The organism is Streptococcus mitis (assembly GCF_946190335.1).
Taxonomy (GTDB): domain Bacteria; phylum Bacillota; class Bacilli; order Lactobacillales; family Streptococcaceae; genus Streptococcus; species Streptococcus mitis_CH.
In genome coordinates, this window is the sequence record NZ_CAMHZN010000002.1 from 71,765 (window position 1) to 87,592 (window position 15,828).

13 protein-coding genes are annotated in these 15,828 nt (G+C 39.9%); 10 read left to right on the top strand and 3 right to left on the bottom strand.

Translation table 11 applies throughout. The annotated features are described in order from the left end of the window. Nucleotides 1-32 precede the first annotated feature (32 nt). From N8O43_RS03970 to N8O43_RS04010, 9 genes are all read left to right on the top strand, one after another. The gene (locus N8O43_RS03970) at nucleotides 33-848 is read left to right on the top strand and encodes an endonuclease/exonuclease/phosphatase family protein (protein WP_084923414.1); all 816 of its coding nucleotides are present in this window, start codon (nucleotides 33-35) and stop codon (nucleotides 846-848) included. A gap of 141 nt (nucleotides 849-989) precedes the next feature. Then, nucleotides 990-2,333 carry a DEAD/DEAH box helicase gene (locus N8O43_RS03975; RefSeq protein WP_084923415.1) on the top strand — a complete coding sequence of 448 codons (1,344 nt, stop codon included), beginning with the start codon at nucleotides 990-992 and terminating at the stop codon, nucleotides 2,331-2,333. A 367-nt stretch (nucleotides 2,334-2,700) separates the two neighbouring features. After that, nucleotides 2,701-3,891 carry a methionine adenosyltransferase gene (gene metK / locus N8O43_RS03980; RefSeq protein WP_084923416.1) on the top strand — a complete coding sequence of 397 codons (1,191 nt, stop codon included), beginning with the start codon at nucleotides 2,701-2,703 and terminating at the stop codon, nucleotides 3,889-3,891. Nucleotides 3,892-3,981: 90 nt separating this feature from the next. After that, entirely contained in the window at nucleotides 3,982-5,373 is a 1,392-nt protein-coding gene (pgdA, locus tag N8O43_RS03985) for a peptidoglycan-N-acetylglucosamine deacetylase PgdA (RefSeq protein ID WP_084923417.1), read from the top strand. Between the two features lie 76 nt (nucleotides 5,374-5,449). Beyond that, nucleotides 5,450-6,292, top strand: coding sequence for an aldo/keto reductase (locus tag N8O43_RS03990; protein ID WP_084923418.1), 843 nt, complete (start codon nucleotides 5,450-5,452; stop codon nucleotides 6,290-6,292). Nucleotides 6,293-6,564: 272 nt separating this feature from the next. Next, nucleotides 6,565-7,326, top strand: a complete 762-nt coding sequence (locus N8O43_RS03995) for an elongation factor Tu (protein WP_045611929.1) — start codon at nucleotides 6,565-6,567, stop codon at nucleotides 7,324-7,326. Nucleotides 7,327-7,518: 192 nt separating this feature from the next. Next, nucleotides 7,519-8,436, top strand: coding sequence for a glycine--tRNA ligase subunit alpha (gene glyQ / locus N8O43_RS04000; RefSeq protein WP_000038736.1), 918 nt, complete (start codon nucleotides 7,519-7,521; stop codon nucleotides 8,434-8,436). A gap of 211 nt (nucleotides 8,437-8,647) precedes the next feature. Beyond that, on the top strand, nucleotides 8,648-10,684 hold the full coding sequence (glyS, locus tag N8O43_RS04005; protein WP_261089507.1) for a glycine--tRNA ligase subunit beta: 2,037 nt from the start codon (nucleotides 8,648-8,650) through the stop codon (nucleotides 10,682-10,684). A 41-nt stretch (nucleotides 10,685-10,725) separates the two neighbouring features. Continuing rightward, nucleotides 10,726-10,983, top strand: a complete 258-nt coding sequence (locus N8O43_RS04010; protein ID WP_261089508.1) for a DUF896 family protein — start codon at nucleotides 10,726-10,728, stop codon at nucleotides 10,981-10,983. Nucleotides 10,984-11,252: 269 nt separating this feature from the next. Here N8O43_RS04010 and N8O43_RS04015 read toward each other — a convergent pair whose 3' ends face one another. The 3 genes from N8O43_RS04015 to N8O43_RS04025 are packed head-to-tail and all read right to left on the bottom strand — an operon-like array spanning nucleotide 11,253 to nucleotide 14,103. After that, a complete protein-coding gene (locus tag N8O43_RS04015; protein WP_261089509.1) occupies nucleotides 11,253-12,497 on the bottom strand; it encodes an NAD(P)H-dependent oxidoreductase in 1,245 nt (414 codons plus the stop codon). Between the two features lie 18 nt (nucleotides 12,498-12,515). Next, entirely contained in the window at nucleotides 12,516-13,121 is a 606-nt protein-coding gene (locus N8O43_RS04020) for an NADPH-dependent FMN reductase (protein ID WP_261089510.1), read from the bottom strand. A 58-nt stretch (nucleotides 13,122-13,179) separates the two neighbouring features. Then, nucleotides 13,180-14,103: an FAD:protein FMN transferase gene (locus N8O43_RS04025; protein ID WP_261089511.1), complete on the bottom strand. Its 924-nt coding sequence runs from the start codon at nucleotides 14,101-14,103 to the stop codon at nucleotides 13,180-13,182. Between the two features lie 310 nt (nucleotides 14,104-14,413). Between N8O43_RS04025 and nox the strand changes: the two genes are divergently transcribed. Beyond that, on the top strand, nucleotides 14,414-15,793 hold the full coding sequence (gene nox, locus N8O43_RS04030) for a H2O-forming NADH oxidase (protein WP_261089513.1): 1,380 nt from the start codon (nucleotides 14,414-14,416) through the stop codon (nucleotides 15,791-15,793). The last annotated feature ends 35 nt before the right edge of the window (nucleotides 15,794-15,828 follow it).

Below are 15,828 nucleotides of genomic sequence, written 5' to 3' on the forward strand. Positions count from 1 at the left end.
TGTATTCCAACCTCTTATTTTGGGAGAAAAGAATGAAATTTTTAACACTCAATACTCACAGTTGGATGGAAAAAGAAGCAGAGGAAAAATTCCAGATTTTGCTTCAGGATATTCTTGAAAAGGACTATGATTTGATATGTTTCCAAGAAATCAATCAGGAGATTACTTCGCCAGAGGTGGAGGTTAATGACCTTTATCAAGCTTTGCCAGCAGCTGAGCCTATTCACCAAGACCATTATGTTAGACTTTTGGTTGAAAAGTTGTCAGAGCAAGGGAAAGATTACTACTGGACTTGGGCCTATAACCATATTGGTTATGACCGCTACCATGAAGGTGTGGCTATCTTGTCTAAAACACATATTGAAGCAAGAGAAATTTTGATTTCAGATGTGGATGATCCAACAGACTATCATACTCGTCGTGTTGCCTTGGCTGAAACTGTAGTTGATGGTAAGGAGCTTGCAGTTGCAAGTGTCCATCTTTCTTGGTGGGATAAAGGTTTCCAAGAAGAATGGGCGCGATTTGAAGCTGTCTTGAAAGAATTGAACAAGCCACTTTTGCTTGCTGGAGATTTCAACAACCCAGCTGGTCAGGAAGGTTACCAAGCTATTTTAGCTAGTCCATTAGGCTTACAAGACGCATTTGAAGTTGCTCAAGAGAAAAGTGGTAGCTATACTGTTCCACCAGAAATTGATGGCTGGAAGGGGAACACAGAACCCCTTCGAATCGACTATGTTTTTACTACCAAAGAGTTAGCGGTGGAAAATTTACATGTCGTATTTGATGGCAACAATAGTCCGCAAGTTAGTGATCACTATGGCTTGAATGCTATTTTAAACTGGAAATAAGGACTAAAAAGAGGTTGGGATTCACAAATTCCAGCCTTTTTTTTGATTAGATGAACTACTGAAAGTAAGCTCTATGAGTGAGACTACTGAAATGGAATAAAATATGGTATAATTGGTAAGATAGATAGAATCGAGGATATTATGTCATTTACGAAATTTCAATTTAAAAACTATATTAGAGAAGCCTTGGAGGAGTTGAAATTTACAACTCCAACAGAGGTGCAAGACAAGTTGATTCCTATTGTTTTGGCAGGTCGTGACCTAGTCGGTGAATCAAAAACAGGTTCGGGTAAGACTCACACTTTTCTATTGCCGATTTTCCAGCAATTAGATGAAGCCAGCGATAGTGTTCAAGCAGTCATTACTGCACCGAGCCGTGAATTAGCTACTCAAATTTACAAAGCAGCCCGTCAGATTGCTACTCACTCAGAAGTAGAAGTTCGTGTGGTTAATTATGTGGGAGGGACAGATAAGGCTCGCCAGATTGACAAATTGGCAAGTAACCAGCCTCATATTGTTATCGGTACGCCAGGTCGTATTTATGACTTAGTTAAGTCTGGTGACCTAGCTATTCACAAGGCTAAGACCTTTGTGGTCGATGAAGCAGACATGACCTTGGATATGGGATTCTTGGCAACTGTTGATAAGATTGCTGGAAGCCTTCCAAAAGACCTACAATTCATGGTCTTCTCAGCTACTATTCCACAAAAACTGCAACCATTCTTGAAAAAATACTTATCTAATCCTGTTATGGAGAAAATCAAGACCAAAACGGTCATTTCTGATACCATTGATAATTGGTTGATTTCGACCAAGGGTCGAGATAAGAATGCTCAAATTTACCAGTTGACTCAGTTGATGCAACCGTATTTGGCAATGATTTTTGTTAACACTAAAACGCGTGCTGATGAATTGTATTCATATCTGACTGCTCAAGGCTTGAAGGTGGCAAAAATCCATGGGGGTATTGCCCCTCGTGAGCGCAAACGTATCATGAACCAGGTGAAAAATCTGGATTTTGAGTATATTGTCGCAACAGATTTGGCAGCGCGTGGAATTGACATTGAAGGTGTCAGCCATGTCATCAATGATGCTATTCCGCAAGATTTGTCCTTCTTTGTTCACCGTGTTGGTCGTACTGGACGAAATGGCCTACCAGGTACAGCTATTACCCTTTATCAGCCAAGCGATGACTCGGATATCCGTGAGTTGGAGAAATTAGGAATTAAATTTACTCCGAAGATGGTAAAAGATGGAGAATTCCAAGATACCTATGACCGTGATCGTCGTGCAAACCGTGAAAAGAAGCAGGATAAGCTTGATATCGAAATGATTGGTTTGGTTAAAAAGAAAAAGAAAAAAGTCAAACCAGGTTATAAGAAGAAAATTCAATGGGCGGTTGATGAAAAGCGCCGCAAAACCAAGCGCGCTGAAAATCGTGCTCGCGGTCGTGCAGAGCGTAAAGCAAAACGCCAAACATTTTAATAGAAAAAGTTGGAGTACTGAGCTCCAACTTTTTTTATTTATGAGAACGAACTATCTATACAGAAACACTACATTATAGACTGCAAATTGCGTTTAAAAATGGTATAATGGTAAAGTTATATAGTCCCGATAAGATGGTAGAAATTTCTATTTTTTCTTTCGCGTCGCAATTCGCAAAGAATGATGGCTCCAAAGTCGTTCGTCATTCTACGGTTGCCGCTATAATGCGGTCACCCTATGCGCCTTACTAGCTTCAGAAATAAAAAATTATCGTTTTTATTTCTTTCGCGTCGTAACTCTTAGACTATAGAAATACCTATCAGTACTTTGTAACTCTATAACACTATTTTTAAGGGGGGACATTTTTATGTCAGAACGTAAATTATTCACGTCTGAATCTGTATCTGAGGGGCATCCAGATAAGATTGCAGACCAAATTTCAGATGCGATTTTGGATGCTATTTTAGCTAAAGATCCAGAGGCGCACGTTGCTGCTGAGACAGCTGTATATACTGGTTCCGTCCATGTTTTTGGTGAAATATCTACAAATGCTTATGTGGATATTAACCGTGTGGTTCGTGATACCATTGCAGAGATTGGCTACACTAATACAGAATATGGTTTTTCTGCTGAGACTGTAGGAGTACATCCATCTTTGGTGGAACAATCTCCTGACATTGCCCAAGGTGTTAACGAAGCCTTGGAGGTTCGTGGAAATGCAGACCAAGATCCGCTGGACTTAATTGGTGCTGGAGACCAAGGGCTCATGTTTGGCTTTGCAGTGGATGAAACAGAAGAGCTCATGCCTTTGCCAATTTCACTCAGTCATAAATTGGTTCGTCGTCTGGCAGAACTTCGTAAGTCTGGGGAAATTAGCTATCTTCGCCCAGATGCTAAATCACAAGTTACGGTTGAGTATGATGAAAATGACCGTCCAGTACGTGTGGACACAGTTGTTATTTCAACTCAGCACGATCCAGAAGTTAGCAACGAACAAATTCACAATGATGTCATTAATAAGGTTATCAAAGAGGTTATTCCAGCCTCTTACTTGGATGAGCAAACAAAATTCTTCATCAATCCTACTGGTCGTTTTGTAATCGGTGGACCTCAAGGGGACTCAGGTTTGACTGGTCGTAAGATTATCGTAGATACTTATGGTGGCTACTCTCGTCACGGTGGTGGTGCCTTCTCTGGTAAAGATGCGACTAAGGTGGACCGTTCTGCGTCATATGCGGCTCGCTATATTGCCAAGAACATCGTTGCAGCAGGTCTTGCTAAGAAAGCAGAAGTGCAATTGGCCTATGCCATCGGTGTTGCGCAGCCTGTTTCTGTTCGTATCGATACCTTTGGTACAGGAACAATAGCTGAAAGCAAGCTTGAAAAAGCAGCGCGTCAAATCTTTGATCTTCGTCCTGCAGGAATTATCCAAATGTTGGATCTTAAACGTCCAATTTACCGTCAAACAGCAGCTTATGGACACATGGGACGTACAGATATTGACCTTCCATGGGAACGTTTGGACAAGGTAGACGCTTTGAAAGAAGCAGTCAAATAAAATCTTGAGAGGGGGACTTCCCCTCTTTTTTAATATACTATTTCCTCCCAAATCATTGAAATTATAGCCTGAATTTGATATGATGGTTCTATGGATAAAAGTAGAGCAAAGCGTGAGAATCACGATAAGGTAAGAATGAGTCTAATAGCCCTAGTAGCTATCTTCTCAGTAAGTATTTGTGTCCTTGGTTCAATAATTGGATACAAAATATACACAAAACAAAGTTTTGAACAAAAGATTGAATCGCTCAAAAAAGAGAAAGATGATCAATTGAGTGAGGGAAATCAGAAGGATCATTTTCGTAAGGGAAAAGCCGAAGTAATTGCCTATTATCCTCTCCAAGGGGAGCAAGTGATTTCGTCTATAAAGGGAATTATGACACAGGATATTAAAGACAATCTAGAGGATAAGGAAAATCTGGTTTTTTATTATACGGAGAAACAGGATTCGACTTTAAAAGGGATTGTCAACCGAAGTGTGATGAAACAAGTCTATGATTTAACTTCGTCAAAAGTTGAAGAGACTGAAAAAACTAGTCTGGCAAAAGTACATTTGACAGAAGATGGTAAACCTTTTACACTTGATCAATTATTTTCAGATCCTAGTAAAGCCAAAGAGCAGTTGTTAAAAGAAATCACCACTTTCTTACAGGATAAGAAATTGGAGCAAGAAAAGATTGATCAAGTTGTTAAAGGCTTCTCTGACCAAGACTTGTCTGCATGGAATTTTGATTACAAGGATAGTCAGATTATCCTTTATCCAAGTCAGTCAGTTGAAAATCTAGATGAGATTGCCTTGCCGGTATCAAGTTTCTTTGAGGTTATTCAGTCCTCTTATTTATTAGATAAGGACGCAGAACTATATAAGGCTTATTATGAAAAGAAAAATCGTAAAGTAGTAGCCTTGACTTTTGATGATGGACCAAATCCTACAACGACAAATCAAGCATTAGATACACTTTCTAAGTATGGTATCAAGGCAACTTTCTTTGTTTTAGGTAAGAATGTTTCTGGCAATGAAGAGATTTTGAAACGAATGAAAGCAGATGGTCATGTCATTGGAAACCATAGTTGGAGCCATCCAGTTCTTTCAAAACTTTCGCTTGATGAAGCTAAAAAACAAATTACTGATACTGAGGATGCGCTAACTAAGGTGCTGGGTTCTAGCTCTAAACTTATGCGTCCGCCTTATGGAGCCATTACAGACGACATTCGCAATAGCCTCGATTTGAGCTTTATTATGTGGGATGTAGATAGTCTGGACTGGAAAAGTAAAAATGAAGCATCTATTTTGACAGAAATTCAGCGTGAAGTCAAGAATGGTTCTATTATTCTCATGCATGATATCCATGCTGAAACAGTGAATGCTTTACCAAAGGTCATTGACTATTTGAAAGGTCAGGGTTATGACTTTGTGACAATTCCAGATTTGTTAGACTCTCGTCTTAAAGCTCATCAGCTCTATTACGACCGCAATCAATAATACACAAAATCTAAAGAGAAAAGTTTTCCTTGAAAATTTGGCTCTTTGGATTTTCTTCTCATAGAAAGGGAAAATAATGAAATCTTATACTTTAAACAATGGTGTTACAATTCCAGTACTGGGATTTGGAACCTGGAAAGCTGAAAATGGAGAGATTGCCTATCAAGCTGTACTAGAGGCTTTAAAGGCAGGCTATCGCCATATCGATACGGCAGCTATTTATAAAAATGAAGAAAGCGTTGGTCGTGCCATTCAAGATAGTGGCGTTCCGCGTGAGGAAATTTTTGTAACCAGCAAACTCTGGAATACAAATCATAGCTATGAGCAAGCTCGTCAGGCTTTTGAAGAGTCTTTAGAGAAGCTGGGCTTGGAATATTTGGATTTGTATTTGATTCATTGGCCAAATCCAAAACCACTCAGAGAAAATAACCACTGGAAAATCCGAAATTCAGAAGTTTGGAGAGCGATGGAAGACCTCTATCAAGAAGGAAAAATCCGTGCTATTGGAGTTAGTAATTTCCTTCCCCATCATTTGGATGCCTTGCTTGAAACAGCAAAAATTCTTCCAGCGGTCAATCAAGTTCGTTTGGCGCCAGGTGTGTATCAAGAGGAAGTCGTAGCTTACTGTAGAGAAAAAGGAATTTTATTGGAAGCTTGGGGCCCTTTTGGTCAGGGAGAACTGTTTGATAGCAAGCAAGTGCAAGAAATCGCAGCAAATCATGGAAAGTCTGTTGCTCAGATAGCCTTGGCATGGAGCTTGGCAGAAGGATTTTTACCGCTTCCGAAATCTGTCACAGCGTCTCGTATTCAGGCTAATCTTGATTGCTTTGGAATTGAACTGAGTCATGAGGAGAGAGAAACTTTAAAAACAATTGCTGTTCAGTCTGGTGCTCCACGAGTTGATGATATGGATTTCTAGAAAATCATAAAAAGAATTGTACATTGTTCTAATTTTTGATATAATAGTCAGCAGGAAAGAAAGTCTTATGGTGTTCTTCAAGCGAGCTTGGGATAGTGGGAGCCAAGTAGAACAAAATAAAGAACTGGCGCTTTCTGTAGTATTTTCAAAAACAATGAAGTAATAAATTAGGGTGGAACCGCGTTTCTGACGCCCCTAGGTTAAATCAACCTAGGATTGTCGGACGTGGTTCTTTCGCTTATTCAGTCTATTATGTGAAAGAAAGGAGAGACGTGGAAAATCTTTATCTTGTAAAAGACGATAGTCAACTAGCTGCATTTCGTAATTTTGTAGTAAGAAATACTGAAAAGTTGAAAGATTATCAATCTTTTTTAAAGAATGAACTTGCAGTCTGTGATTTACCGCAAGCTGTTATTTGGTCAAGTTTTAATGCTGCTACACAGATTATTAGGGAAAGCGCTGTTCCAGCCTATACAAATAATAGACGAATGGTTATGACGCCTGATTTAGCTGTTTGGAAAGAGTTGTATTTGTATCAGTTGATGGACTACGAGTGTTCTCAGCAAACTCAAGCAATAGAAAATCACTATCATTCTTTATCTGAAAATTTCCTCTTACAGATTGTAGGACATGAGTTAGCTCATTGGTCGGAGTATTTTTTAGATGATTTTGATGGTTACGACTCTTATATATGGTTCGAAGAGGGGATGGTTGAATATATTAGTCGCAAGTATTTCTTGACAGAAGAGGAATTTCAAGCGGAAAAAATTTGTAATCAATCTCTTGTAGAACTTTTTCAGAAGAAGTATGGTTGGCATTCATTGAATGATTTTGGTTCTTCAACTTATGATAAGAACTATGCAAGTATTTTTTACGAATACTGGCGTAGTTTTTTGACAATAGATAAGTTGGTAGAAAATCTAGGTAGTGTACAAGCGGTCTTCGATTCTTATCATTTATGGGCAAATACAGATAAAACTCTTCCCTTGTTAAATTGGTTTGTTCAGCAGAAATTAATTGAAAAAGAAATATAAAAACTAAAGGAGTAAACAATGTCTAAAAAATTGACTTTCCGCTGCCTCAGTGGCAGAAACCTCCTTACAGTCGGACTGCCCCACGCTCAGCACTAGGGTGCTGAGCTAGACGCAGTACTAACTCGTCTTGCCTCGTATAATCGACGAGGCAGACTCGTGTCGCAAGAAATCATTTTTATTAAGGAGTATTCAATGTCTAAGAAATTAACATTTCAAGAAATTATTTTGACTTTGCAACAATTTTGGAATGACCAAGGTTGTATGCTTATGCAGGCTTATGATAATGAAAAAGGTGCGGGGACAATGAGTCCTTACACTTTCCTTCGTGCTATCGGACCTGAGCCATGGAATGCAGCGTATGTAGAGCCATCACGTCGTCCTGCTGACGGTCGTTACGGGGAAAACCCTAACCGTCTTTACCAACACCATCAATTCCAAGTGGTTATGAAGCCTTCTCCATCAAATATCCAAGAACTTTACCTTGAATCTTTGGAAAAATTGGGAATCAATCCTTTGGAACACGATATTCGCTTCGTTGAGGATAACTGGGAAAATCCATCGACTGGATCAGCTGGTCTTGGTTGGGAAGTTTGGCTTGATGGTATGGAAATCACTCAGTTCACTTACTTCCAACAAGTAGGTGGATTGGCAACTGGCCCTGTGACTGCGGAAGTTACCTATGGTTTGGAGCGCTTGGCTTCTTACATTCAAGAAGTAGATTCTGTCTATGATATCGAGTGGGCCGATGGTGTAAAATACGGAGAAATCTTTATCCAGCCTGAGTATGAGCATTCAAAATATTCATTTGAAATTTCGGACCAAGAAATGTTGCTGGAAAACTTTGATAAGTTTGAAAAGGAAGCTGGTCGTGCATTGGAAGAAGGCTTGGTTCACCCTGCCTATGACTATGTTCTCAAATGTTCACATACCTTTAACCTGCTTGATGCGCGTGGTGCCGTATCTGTAACAGAGCGTGCAGGATATATCGCACGTATCCGTAACTTGGCCCGTGTCGTAGCCAAAACCTTTGTCGCAGAACGCAAACGCCTAGGCTACCCACTTTTAGATGAAGAAACAAGAGCTAAACTCTTAGCAGAAGACGCGGAATAAAGAAAGTGACAAATTACGAAAATGGGCGAACAGTGTGAGCCCTGAACCAGTTGCCGCAGTGATGAAGGTATCCTTAGTGAAACTAAGGATACTAGGCAAAATTGGAGACTTTTGGCTCCAATTTTAGCAATGAAACAACGAAGTTGGTTGCTTGCGTGCCAATCACATAAGGCAAACTGGAAAATAAAAAGATATTTTTCGGAGAAAAAACATGACAAAAAACTTATTAGTAGAACTCGGTCTTGAAGAATTACCAGCCTATGTTGTCACACCAAGTGAAAAACAACTAGGCGAAAAAATGGCAGCCTTCCTCAAGGAAAACCGCCTGTCTTTTGAAACTATTCAGACCTTCTCAACACCACGTCGTTTGGCTGTTCGCGTGACTGGTCTTGCAGACAAACAGTCTGATTTGACAGAAGATTTCAAGGGTCCAGCAAAGAAAATTGCCTTGGATAGTGATGGAAACTTCACCAAAGCAGCTCAAGGATTTGTCCGTGGAAAAGGCTTGACTGTTGAAGATATCGAATTCCGTGAAATCAAGGGTGAAGAATATGTCTATGTCACTAAGGAAGAAATTGGTCAAGCAGTTGAAGCCATTGTTCCAGGTGTCGTGGATGTCTTGAAGTCACTGACTTTCCCTGTCAGCATGCACTGGGCTGGAAATAGCTTTGAATACATCCGCCCTGTTCACACTTTGACTGTTCTTTTAGATGATCAAGAGTTTGATTTGGATTTCCTTGATATCAAGGGCGGTCGTGTGAGCCGTGGTCATCGTTTCTTGGGACAAGAAACTAAGATTCAGTCAGCATTGAGCTATGAAGAAGATCTTCGTGCACAATTTGTAATCGCAGATCCACGTGAACGTGAGCAAATGATTGTTGACCAAATCAAAGCAATCGAAGCTGAACATGGTGTACGCATCGAAATTGATGCTGATTTGCTTAATGAAGTCTTGAACTTGGTTGAATACCCAACTGCCTTTATGGGAAGTTTTGATGCCAAATACCTTGAAGTTCCAGAAGAAGTTTTGGTGACTTCAATGAAAGAACACCAACGTTACTTTGTTGTTCGCGATCAAGATGGCAAGCTCTTGCCAAACTTCATTTCTGTCCGTAACGGAAATGCAGAGCATTTGGAAAATGTCATCAAAGGAAATGAAAAAGTTTTGGTAGCACGCTTGGAAGACGGTGAATTCTTCTGGCGTGAAGACCAAAAATTGGTGATTTCTGACCTTGTTGAAAAATTAAATAATGTGACTTTCCACGAAAAGATTGGTTCCCTTCGTGAACACATGATTCGTACGGGTCAGATTGCTATTCTCCTGGCAGAAAAAGCTGGTTTGTCAGCTGATGAAACGATTGACCTAGCCCGTGCAGCTACTATTTACAAGTTTGACTTGTTGACAGGGATGGTTGGTGAGTTTGATGAATTACAAGGAATTATGGGTGAAAAATATGCTCTTCTTGCTGGGGAAACTCCAGCAGTTGCAGCTGCTATTCGTGAACACTACATGCCTACATCAGCTGAAGGAGAACTCCCAGAGAGCAAGGTCGGCGCAGTTCTAGCTATTGCAGACAAATTGGATACGATTTTGAGTTTCTTCTCAGTAGGCTTGATTCCATCAGGTTCTAACGACCCTTATGCCCTTCGTCGTGCAACTCAAGGTGTAGTTCGTATTTTGGATGCCTTTGGTTGGCACATTGCTATGGATGAGTTGATTGATAGCCTTTATGCTTTGAAATTCGACAGCTTGACTTATGAAAATAAAGCAGAAGTTATGGACTTTATCAAGGCTCGTGTTGATAAAATGATGGGTTCAACTCCAAAAGATATCAAGGAAGCAGTTCTTGCAGGATCAAACTTTGTTGTGGCAGAGATGCTGGAAGCAGCAAGTGCTCTTGTAGAAGCAAGCAAGGAAGAAGACTTCAAATCATCTGTTGAATCGCTTTCTCGTGCCTTTAATTTGGCTGAGAAGGTAGAAGGAGTTGCTACAGTTGATTCAGCTCTCTTTGAGAATGAAGAAGAGAAAGCCTTGGCAGAAGCAGTAGAATCACTCGTTTTGTCAGGGACTGCCAGTCAGCAATTGAAACAGCTCTTTGAGCTTAGCCCAATTATTGATGCTTTCTTTGAGAATACTATGGTTATGGCTGAAGATGAGGCAGTCCGTCAAAATCGTTTGGCTATCTTATCTCATTTAACTCAAAAAGCAGCTAAGCTTGCTCGTTTTAACCAAATCAATACTAAATAAACTCAGTCAAACGGACTGTATCTTATCACAAAGGAGAAGAAATGGATCCGAAAAAAATTGCTCGTATCAATGAGCTTGCTAAAAAGAAAAAAACAGAAGGCTTAACGCCAGCTGAAAAAGTGGAACAAGCCAAACTACGTGAGGAGTACATCGAAGGTTATCGTCGCACTGTTCGTCACCATGTCGAAGGAATCAAAATTGTGGACGAAGAAGGAAACGACGTTACACCAGAAAAACTACGCCAAGTACAACGTGAAAAAGGATTACACGGTCGCAGTCTCGATGATCCAAATTCATAATAAATATTCTTTCTTTTAACAAGGATAGATAAAATAATACTCAATGAAAATCAAAGAGCAAACTAGGAAGCGAGCCGTAGGTTGCTCAAAGCACTGCTTTGAGGTTGTAGATAAGACTGACAAAGTCAGTAATCATACCTACGGCAAGACGAAGCTGACGTGGTTTGAATTTGATTTTTGAAGAGTATAATAACCAAAAGACTAGCAGTTTTTGTCTGCTAGTCTTTTTATCACTAAAAAAGGAACCAAGATGGTTCCTAAATCTATTATTAGTTACTTGCTCCAGATGTAGCGTCTGCGCCACCACCGTGACCTCCAGCATCACCTGCATCAGAAGCTCCAGATGTAGCATCTGCATCGCCGTGACCATGTCCTCCGGCAGGAGCTGCAGCATTTCCACCAACTAGACGCTGACCAGTTTCTTGTAGGTACCAGTCAAGCCATGGTTGGAAGTTAAAGACGATTTCATTGATACCAGCGTATGATCCGTCAGGATAGTACATAGCTTGGTAGTTGTGAGTGTTGATAACACCTGCAGGAGAACCTGGAACAATAGTACGAACGTATTCTTGGTTTCCGTTGCGAAGTGTTCCGATAACCCACTCTACATTTTTCATGCGTGCTGGTGGAAGAGAACCATGCACAGTTGCCATGCGACTACCTGATTGAGGTGGTACGCGTTTAGCAAACATGGTGTCTGGATCTTGGTGAGCGTTGTTGTAGTAGAGGAATTGGTTGTTGTCATCAGCATATGTCAATTCAAATGGCATAGCTTTCAAGAACATATCGATTTGGTTAACTGTAAGGATACCATGGTCCAATTTGACATAGGTATCACCAGAAACAGCACCAGTGATTGCTGCAACTTTTTCTACCCATTCTGGATCGTCAGGGTCAACTTCTGTAATGGTTGTAGCAATTGGTTTTCCACAATACAAGTCTTCTGGTTCGATTGGTTTTGGTTTTTTCAATTTCGAAACGACTCCTACGTATTTAACAAAGTTATCTAAGCAAGTTTCAAGGAATTTAACAGTTCCTTCGTTAGTGATGTTTCCATTGTTATCAAAAGCTTCTTTGGCTTTACCAAGAAGGAATTCATTACCTGGAAGTGTATAGGCATTGACACCAGGAGCGTCTAGGATCTTACGAAGGTGAACTTGGGCACGTGAAGTTCCTTGGTCGTAGTATGATGCTCCCACAATCATAACAGGTTTGTTTTCAAATGGATGAACTTCGTATGAAAGCCATTCAAGTACAGATTTGAGAGAAGCTGAGATAGTGTGGTTGTGCTCAGGAGTCGCGATAATGACACCATCAGCACGTGTAATCTTGTTATACAAGAAGCGCAATTGGAAACTTTCGTCCCATTTTTCGTCTTGGTTAAACATTGGAACTTCGTCGATTTCAAGAACTTCTAATTCAAATTTGAATTTGAAATTGCGACGGATAAATTCCAAGAGTTTGCGGTTATATGATTGATCGTAGTTTGATCCAACAAGTCCAACAAATTTCATTCTTTTGGTCTCCTATTCTTACAAATTTTCCCAGTCGAATTCTTCAGCATCTTTGCGAAGCAATTCTTGTGCATTGCGCAATTTCTCAGTAATCTTCACAAAGATACGGAAGTCATCAAAGATGGCATCCAATTTCTTGACAACATCAAGGTCAAGAAAGTCGCCACTTGGGTTAAAGGCTTGAAGAGAGTGAGAAAGCAAGAATTCATCTGGTAGCACATTTGCCTTAATTTCAGGAGCATTCAAGATTTGACGAAGTTGCAATTGGGCACGTGATGAACCAAGAGTACCATATGAAGCACCTGTAATCATGATTGGTTTGTTCAAAAGTGGATAGATACCATAAGACAACCAAGCAAGAGCGCTCATCAAAACAGCTGGGATAGAGTGGTCATACTCAGGAGTACCGATAATAACGCCATCTGCCTCTTCAATTTTGGCAGCAATTTCCAGGATTTCAGCAGGTACTTGCTTGTCAGCTGGTTTGTTGAAGACAGGAATGTCTTTAATTTCAACAAGTTCAATTTCAGCCTTTTCAGCAAAGTGTTTTTGCATGTATTGAAGCAATTGACGGTTTGTAGAACGTTTTGAATTTGTTCCAACAATAGCAATAAGTTTTAACATGAGATTTCCTTTCTCTTTCTACATAATACGATTTAAAACTCCATTGAAACATTTATTTCTATAGAGTAGGAATTCCTGAAGAACAGCTTAGGTGACCTTCTTTATCGATGAGGATGGCTTCGATCCCCTCCAAACTTTCGACTTGCCAGAGGATAGAAGCAGGTCTTTCTCCAAATAAACGAGTTGTCCAGATTTCACCTTCGACTGATTTATCAGAGATGATTGTTAGACTAGCTAGTTCCGTTTCAACAGGATATCCTGTTTGGCTGTCAAAAATATGATGGTAATCTTTTCCATCAACTGTCAGGTGACGTTCATAAATGCCTGAAGTTACGACAGATTTATCGACAACGGGGATGGTCATTAAGTGATTTCCCCTAGGATTAGCTGGGTCTTGAATCCCGATTTGCCAAGCTTGATTCCCTCTTGTCTGATTTTTTCCAATGGTCAGGATATTTCCTCCTAGATTGATCAAGGCAGAAGTCACTCCCTCTTCTCTCAGAAATTGGGCAACCTTATCCGCACTATAACCCTTGGCTAAACAACCTAGGTCTATCTTCATTCCTTTCTGTTTTAGAAACACAGTAGAAGTGGAAGAATCTAACTCGACATAATGAGGATTGATTAAAGGGAGAACCTCTTCAATTTCCCGAGGTTGGGCAACTTTGGCATCTGAAAAACCGATACGCCAGGTTTGAATCAAGGGACCAATACTGATGTTGAGATGGCTAGAGGGCGCTAGGCTATGCTCTAAACCAAGTGAAATCAGTTCAAACAGGTCTGGATGAACCTTGACAGGAGCTATTCCAGCTTGATAATTGATTTCCATCAACTCAGATTCTTGGCTATTGGCGTTGAAGCGGTATTCGAGCTCTTTGAGCAAATCAAAGGATTTTTGGAGCAAGATATCTGCTCGCTCATCCACTAATGAAATAGTGATAGTGGTTCCCATTAGCCGTTCGGAATGTGAACTAAGAGGCAAGCTACCAACTCCTTTCTCTTATGAAAAGAAGGCTGAAATATAGTAAATTTATATTAAATTTAACCCCTTACATTTTCTTTCCATGATACTAGCATACCATAAAGTCAGCGTTTTCACAAATAAAATTTGTAAAGTTGTCAAGAAATATGCTCAGAAAATATAAAGAGTAATTGTAAGAAAGGCTGATAAAATACAGATTATTTACACTTTTTTACAAAAAAATCGGGAAAATTAGCTAAACTCTTGTAAACGCTAACAGTAAATGTTATACTAGAAGAGTAAATTTTAAATTAAAGGTAGGAATTTTTCTATGAGTAAAATCGTTGTAGTTGGTGCTAACCACGCTGGTACAGCATGTATTAATACTATGTTGGATAATTTTGGTAATGAGAACGAAATCGTTGTATTCGACCAAAACTCTAACATCTCTTTCCTAGGATGTGGAATGGCCCTTTGGATCGGTGAACAAATTGATGGTGCTGAAGGCTTGTTCTATTCTGATAAAGAAAAATTGGAAGCTAAAGGTGCTAAGGTTTACATGAAGTCACCAGTTCTTTCAATCGACTATGATAACAAAGTAGTTACAGCTGAAGTTGAAGGAAAAGAACACAAAGAATCATACGAGAAATTGATTTTTGCTACGGGTTCTACACCAATCTTGCCACCAATCGAAGGTGTTGAAATTGTTAAAGGAAACCGCGAATTTAAAGCAACTCTTGAAAACGTACAATTCGTGAAATTGTACCAAAATGCTGAAGAAGTTATCAATAAACTTGCTGACAAGAGCCAACACCTCGACCGTATTGCCGTTGTTGGTGGTGGTTACATCGGTGTTGAACTTGCTGAAGCCTTTGAGCGTCTTGGAAAAGAAGTTGTCCTTGTTGATATCGTTGATACTGTTTTGAACGGTTACTATGACAAAGACTTCACACAAATGATGGCGAAGAACTTGGAAGACCACAACATTCGCTTGGCTCTTGGTCAAACTGTTAAAGCAATCGAGGGTGACGGTAAAGTTGAACGCTTGATTACTGATAAAGAAACTTTCGATGTGGATATGGTTATCCTTGCAGTTGGTTTCCGTCCAAACACAGCACTTGCTGATGGTAAGATTGAACTCTTCCGTAACGGTGCTTTCCTTGTAAACAAGAAACAAGAAACTTCACTTCCTGGTGTATTTGCTGTTGGAGACTGTGCGACTGTTTATGACAACGCTCGTAAAGATACAAGCTACATCGCACTTGCTTCAAACGCAGTTCGTACTGGTATTGTTGGTGCTTACAATGCTTGTGGACATGAATTGGAAGGAATCGGTGTTCAAGGTTCAAACGGTATCTCAATCTACGGTCTTCACATGGTTTCAACTGGTTTGACTCTTGAAAAAGCTAAAGCTGCTGGTTACAACGCAACTGAGACAGGCTTTAACGATCTTCAAAAACCAGAATTCATGAAACATGATAACCATGAAGTAGCCATCAAGATTGTCTTTGACAAAGATAGCCGTGAAATTCTTGGTGCACAAATGGTTTCACATGACCCTGCGATTAGTATGGGAATTCACATGTTCTCACTTGCTATTCAAGAGCATGTAACAATTGAAAAATTGGCTTTGACTGACCTATTCTTCTTGCCACACTTTAACAAACCATACAACTATATTACAATGGCTGCCCTTACAGCTGAAAAATAAAAATGAATGAACTATCTGGCCTTAAGTTAAGGTCA

Excerpts from the sequence above, each read along its gene's own strand:
- nox (WP_261089513.1), top strand. The coding sequence starts at position 14,414 with ATGAGTAAAATCGTTGTAGTTGGTGCTAACCACGCTGGTACAGCATGT.
- N8O43_RS04020 (WP_261089510.1), bottom strand. The coding sequence starts at position 13,121 with ATGTTAAAACTTATTGCTATTGTTGGAACAAATTCAAAACGTTCTACA.
- glyS (WP_261089507.1), top strand. The coding sequence starts at position 8,648 with ATGACAAAAAACTTATTAGTAGAACTCGGTCTTGAAGAATTACCAGCC.
- N8O43_RS03970 (WP_084923414.1), top strand. The coding sequence starts at position 33 with ATGAAATTTTTAACACTCAATACTCACAGTTGGATGGAAAAAGAAGCA.
- N8O43_RS03990 (WP_084923418.1), top strand. The coding sequence starts at position 5,450 with ATGAAATCTTATACTTTAAACAATGGTGTTACAATTCCAGTACTGGGA.
- N8O43_RS04015 (WP_261089509.1), bottom strand. The coding sequence starts at position 12,497 with ATGAAATTTGTTGGACTTGTTGGATCAAACTACGATCAATCATATAAC.
- N8O43_RS04010 (WP_261089508.1), top strand. The coding sequence starts at position 10,726 with ATGGATCCGAAAAAAATTGCTCGTATCAATGAGCTTGCTAAAAAGAAA.
- N8O43_RS03975 (WP_084923415.1), top strand. The coding sequence starts at position 990 with ATGTCATTTACGAAATTTCAATTTAAAAACTATATTAGAGAAGCCTTG.
- pgdA (WP_084923417.1), top strand. The coding sequence starts at position 3,982 with ATGGATAAAAGTAGAGCAAAGCGTGAGAATCACGATAAGGTAAGAATG.
- glyQ (WP_000038736.1), top strand. The coding sequence starts at position 7,519 with ATGTCTAAGAAATTAACATTTCAAGAAATTATTTTGACTTTGCAACAA.
- metK (WP_084923416.1), top strand. The coding sequence starts at position 2,701 with ATGTCAGAACGTAAATTATTCACGTCTGAATCTGTATCTGAGGGGCAT.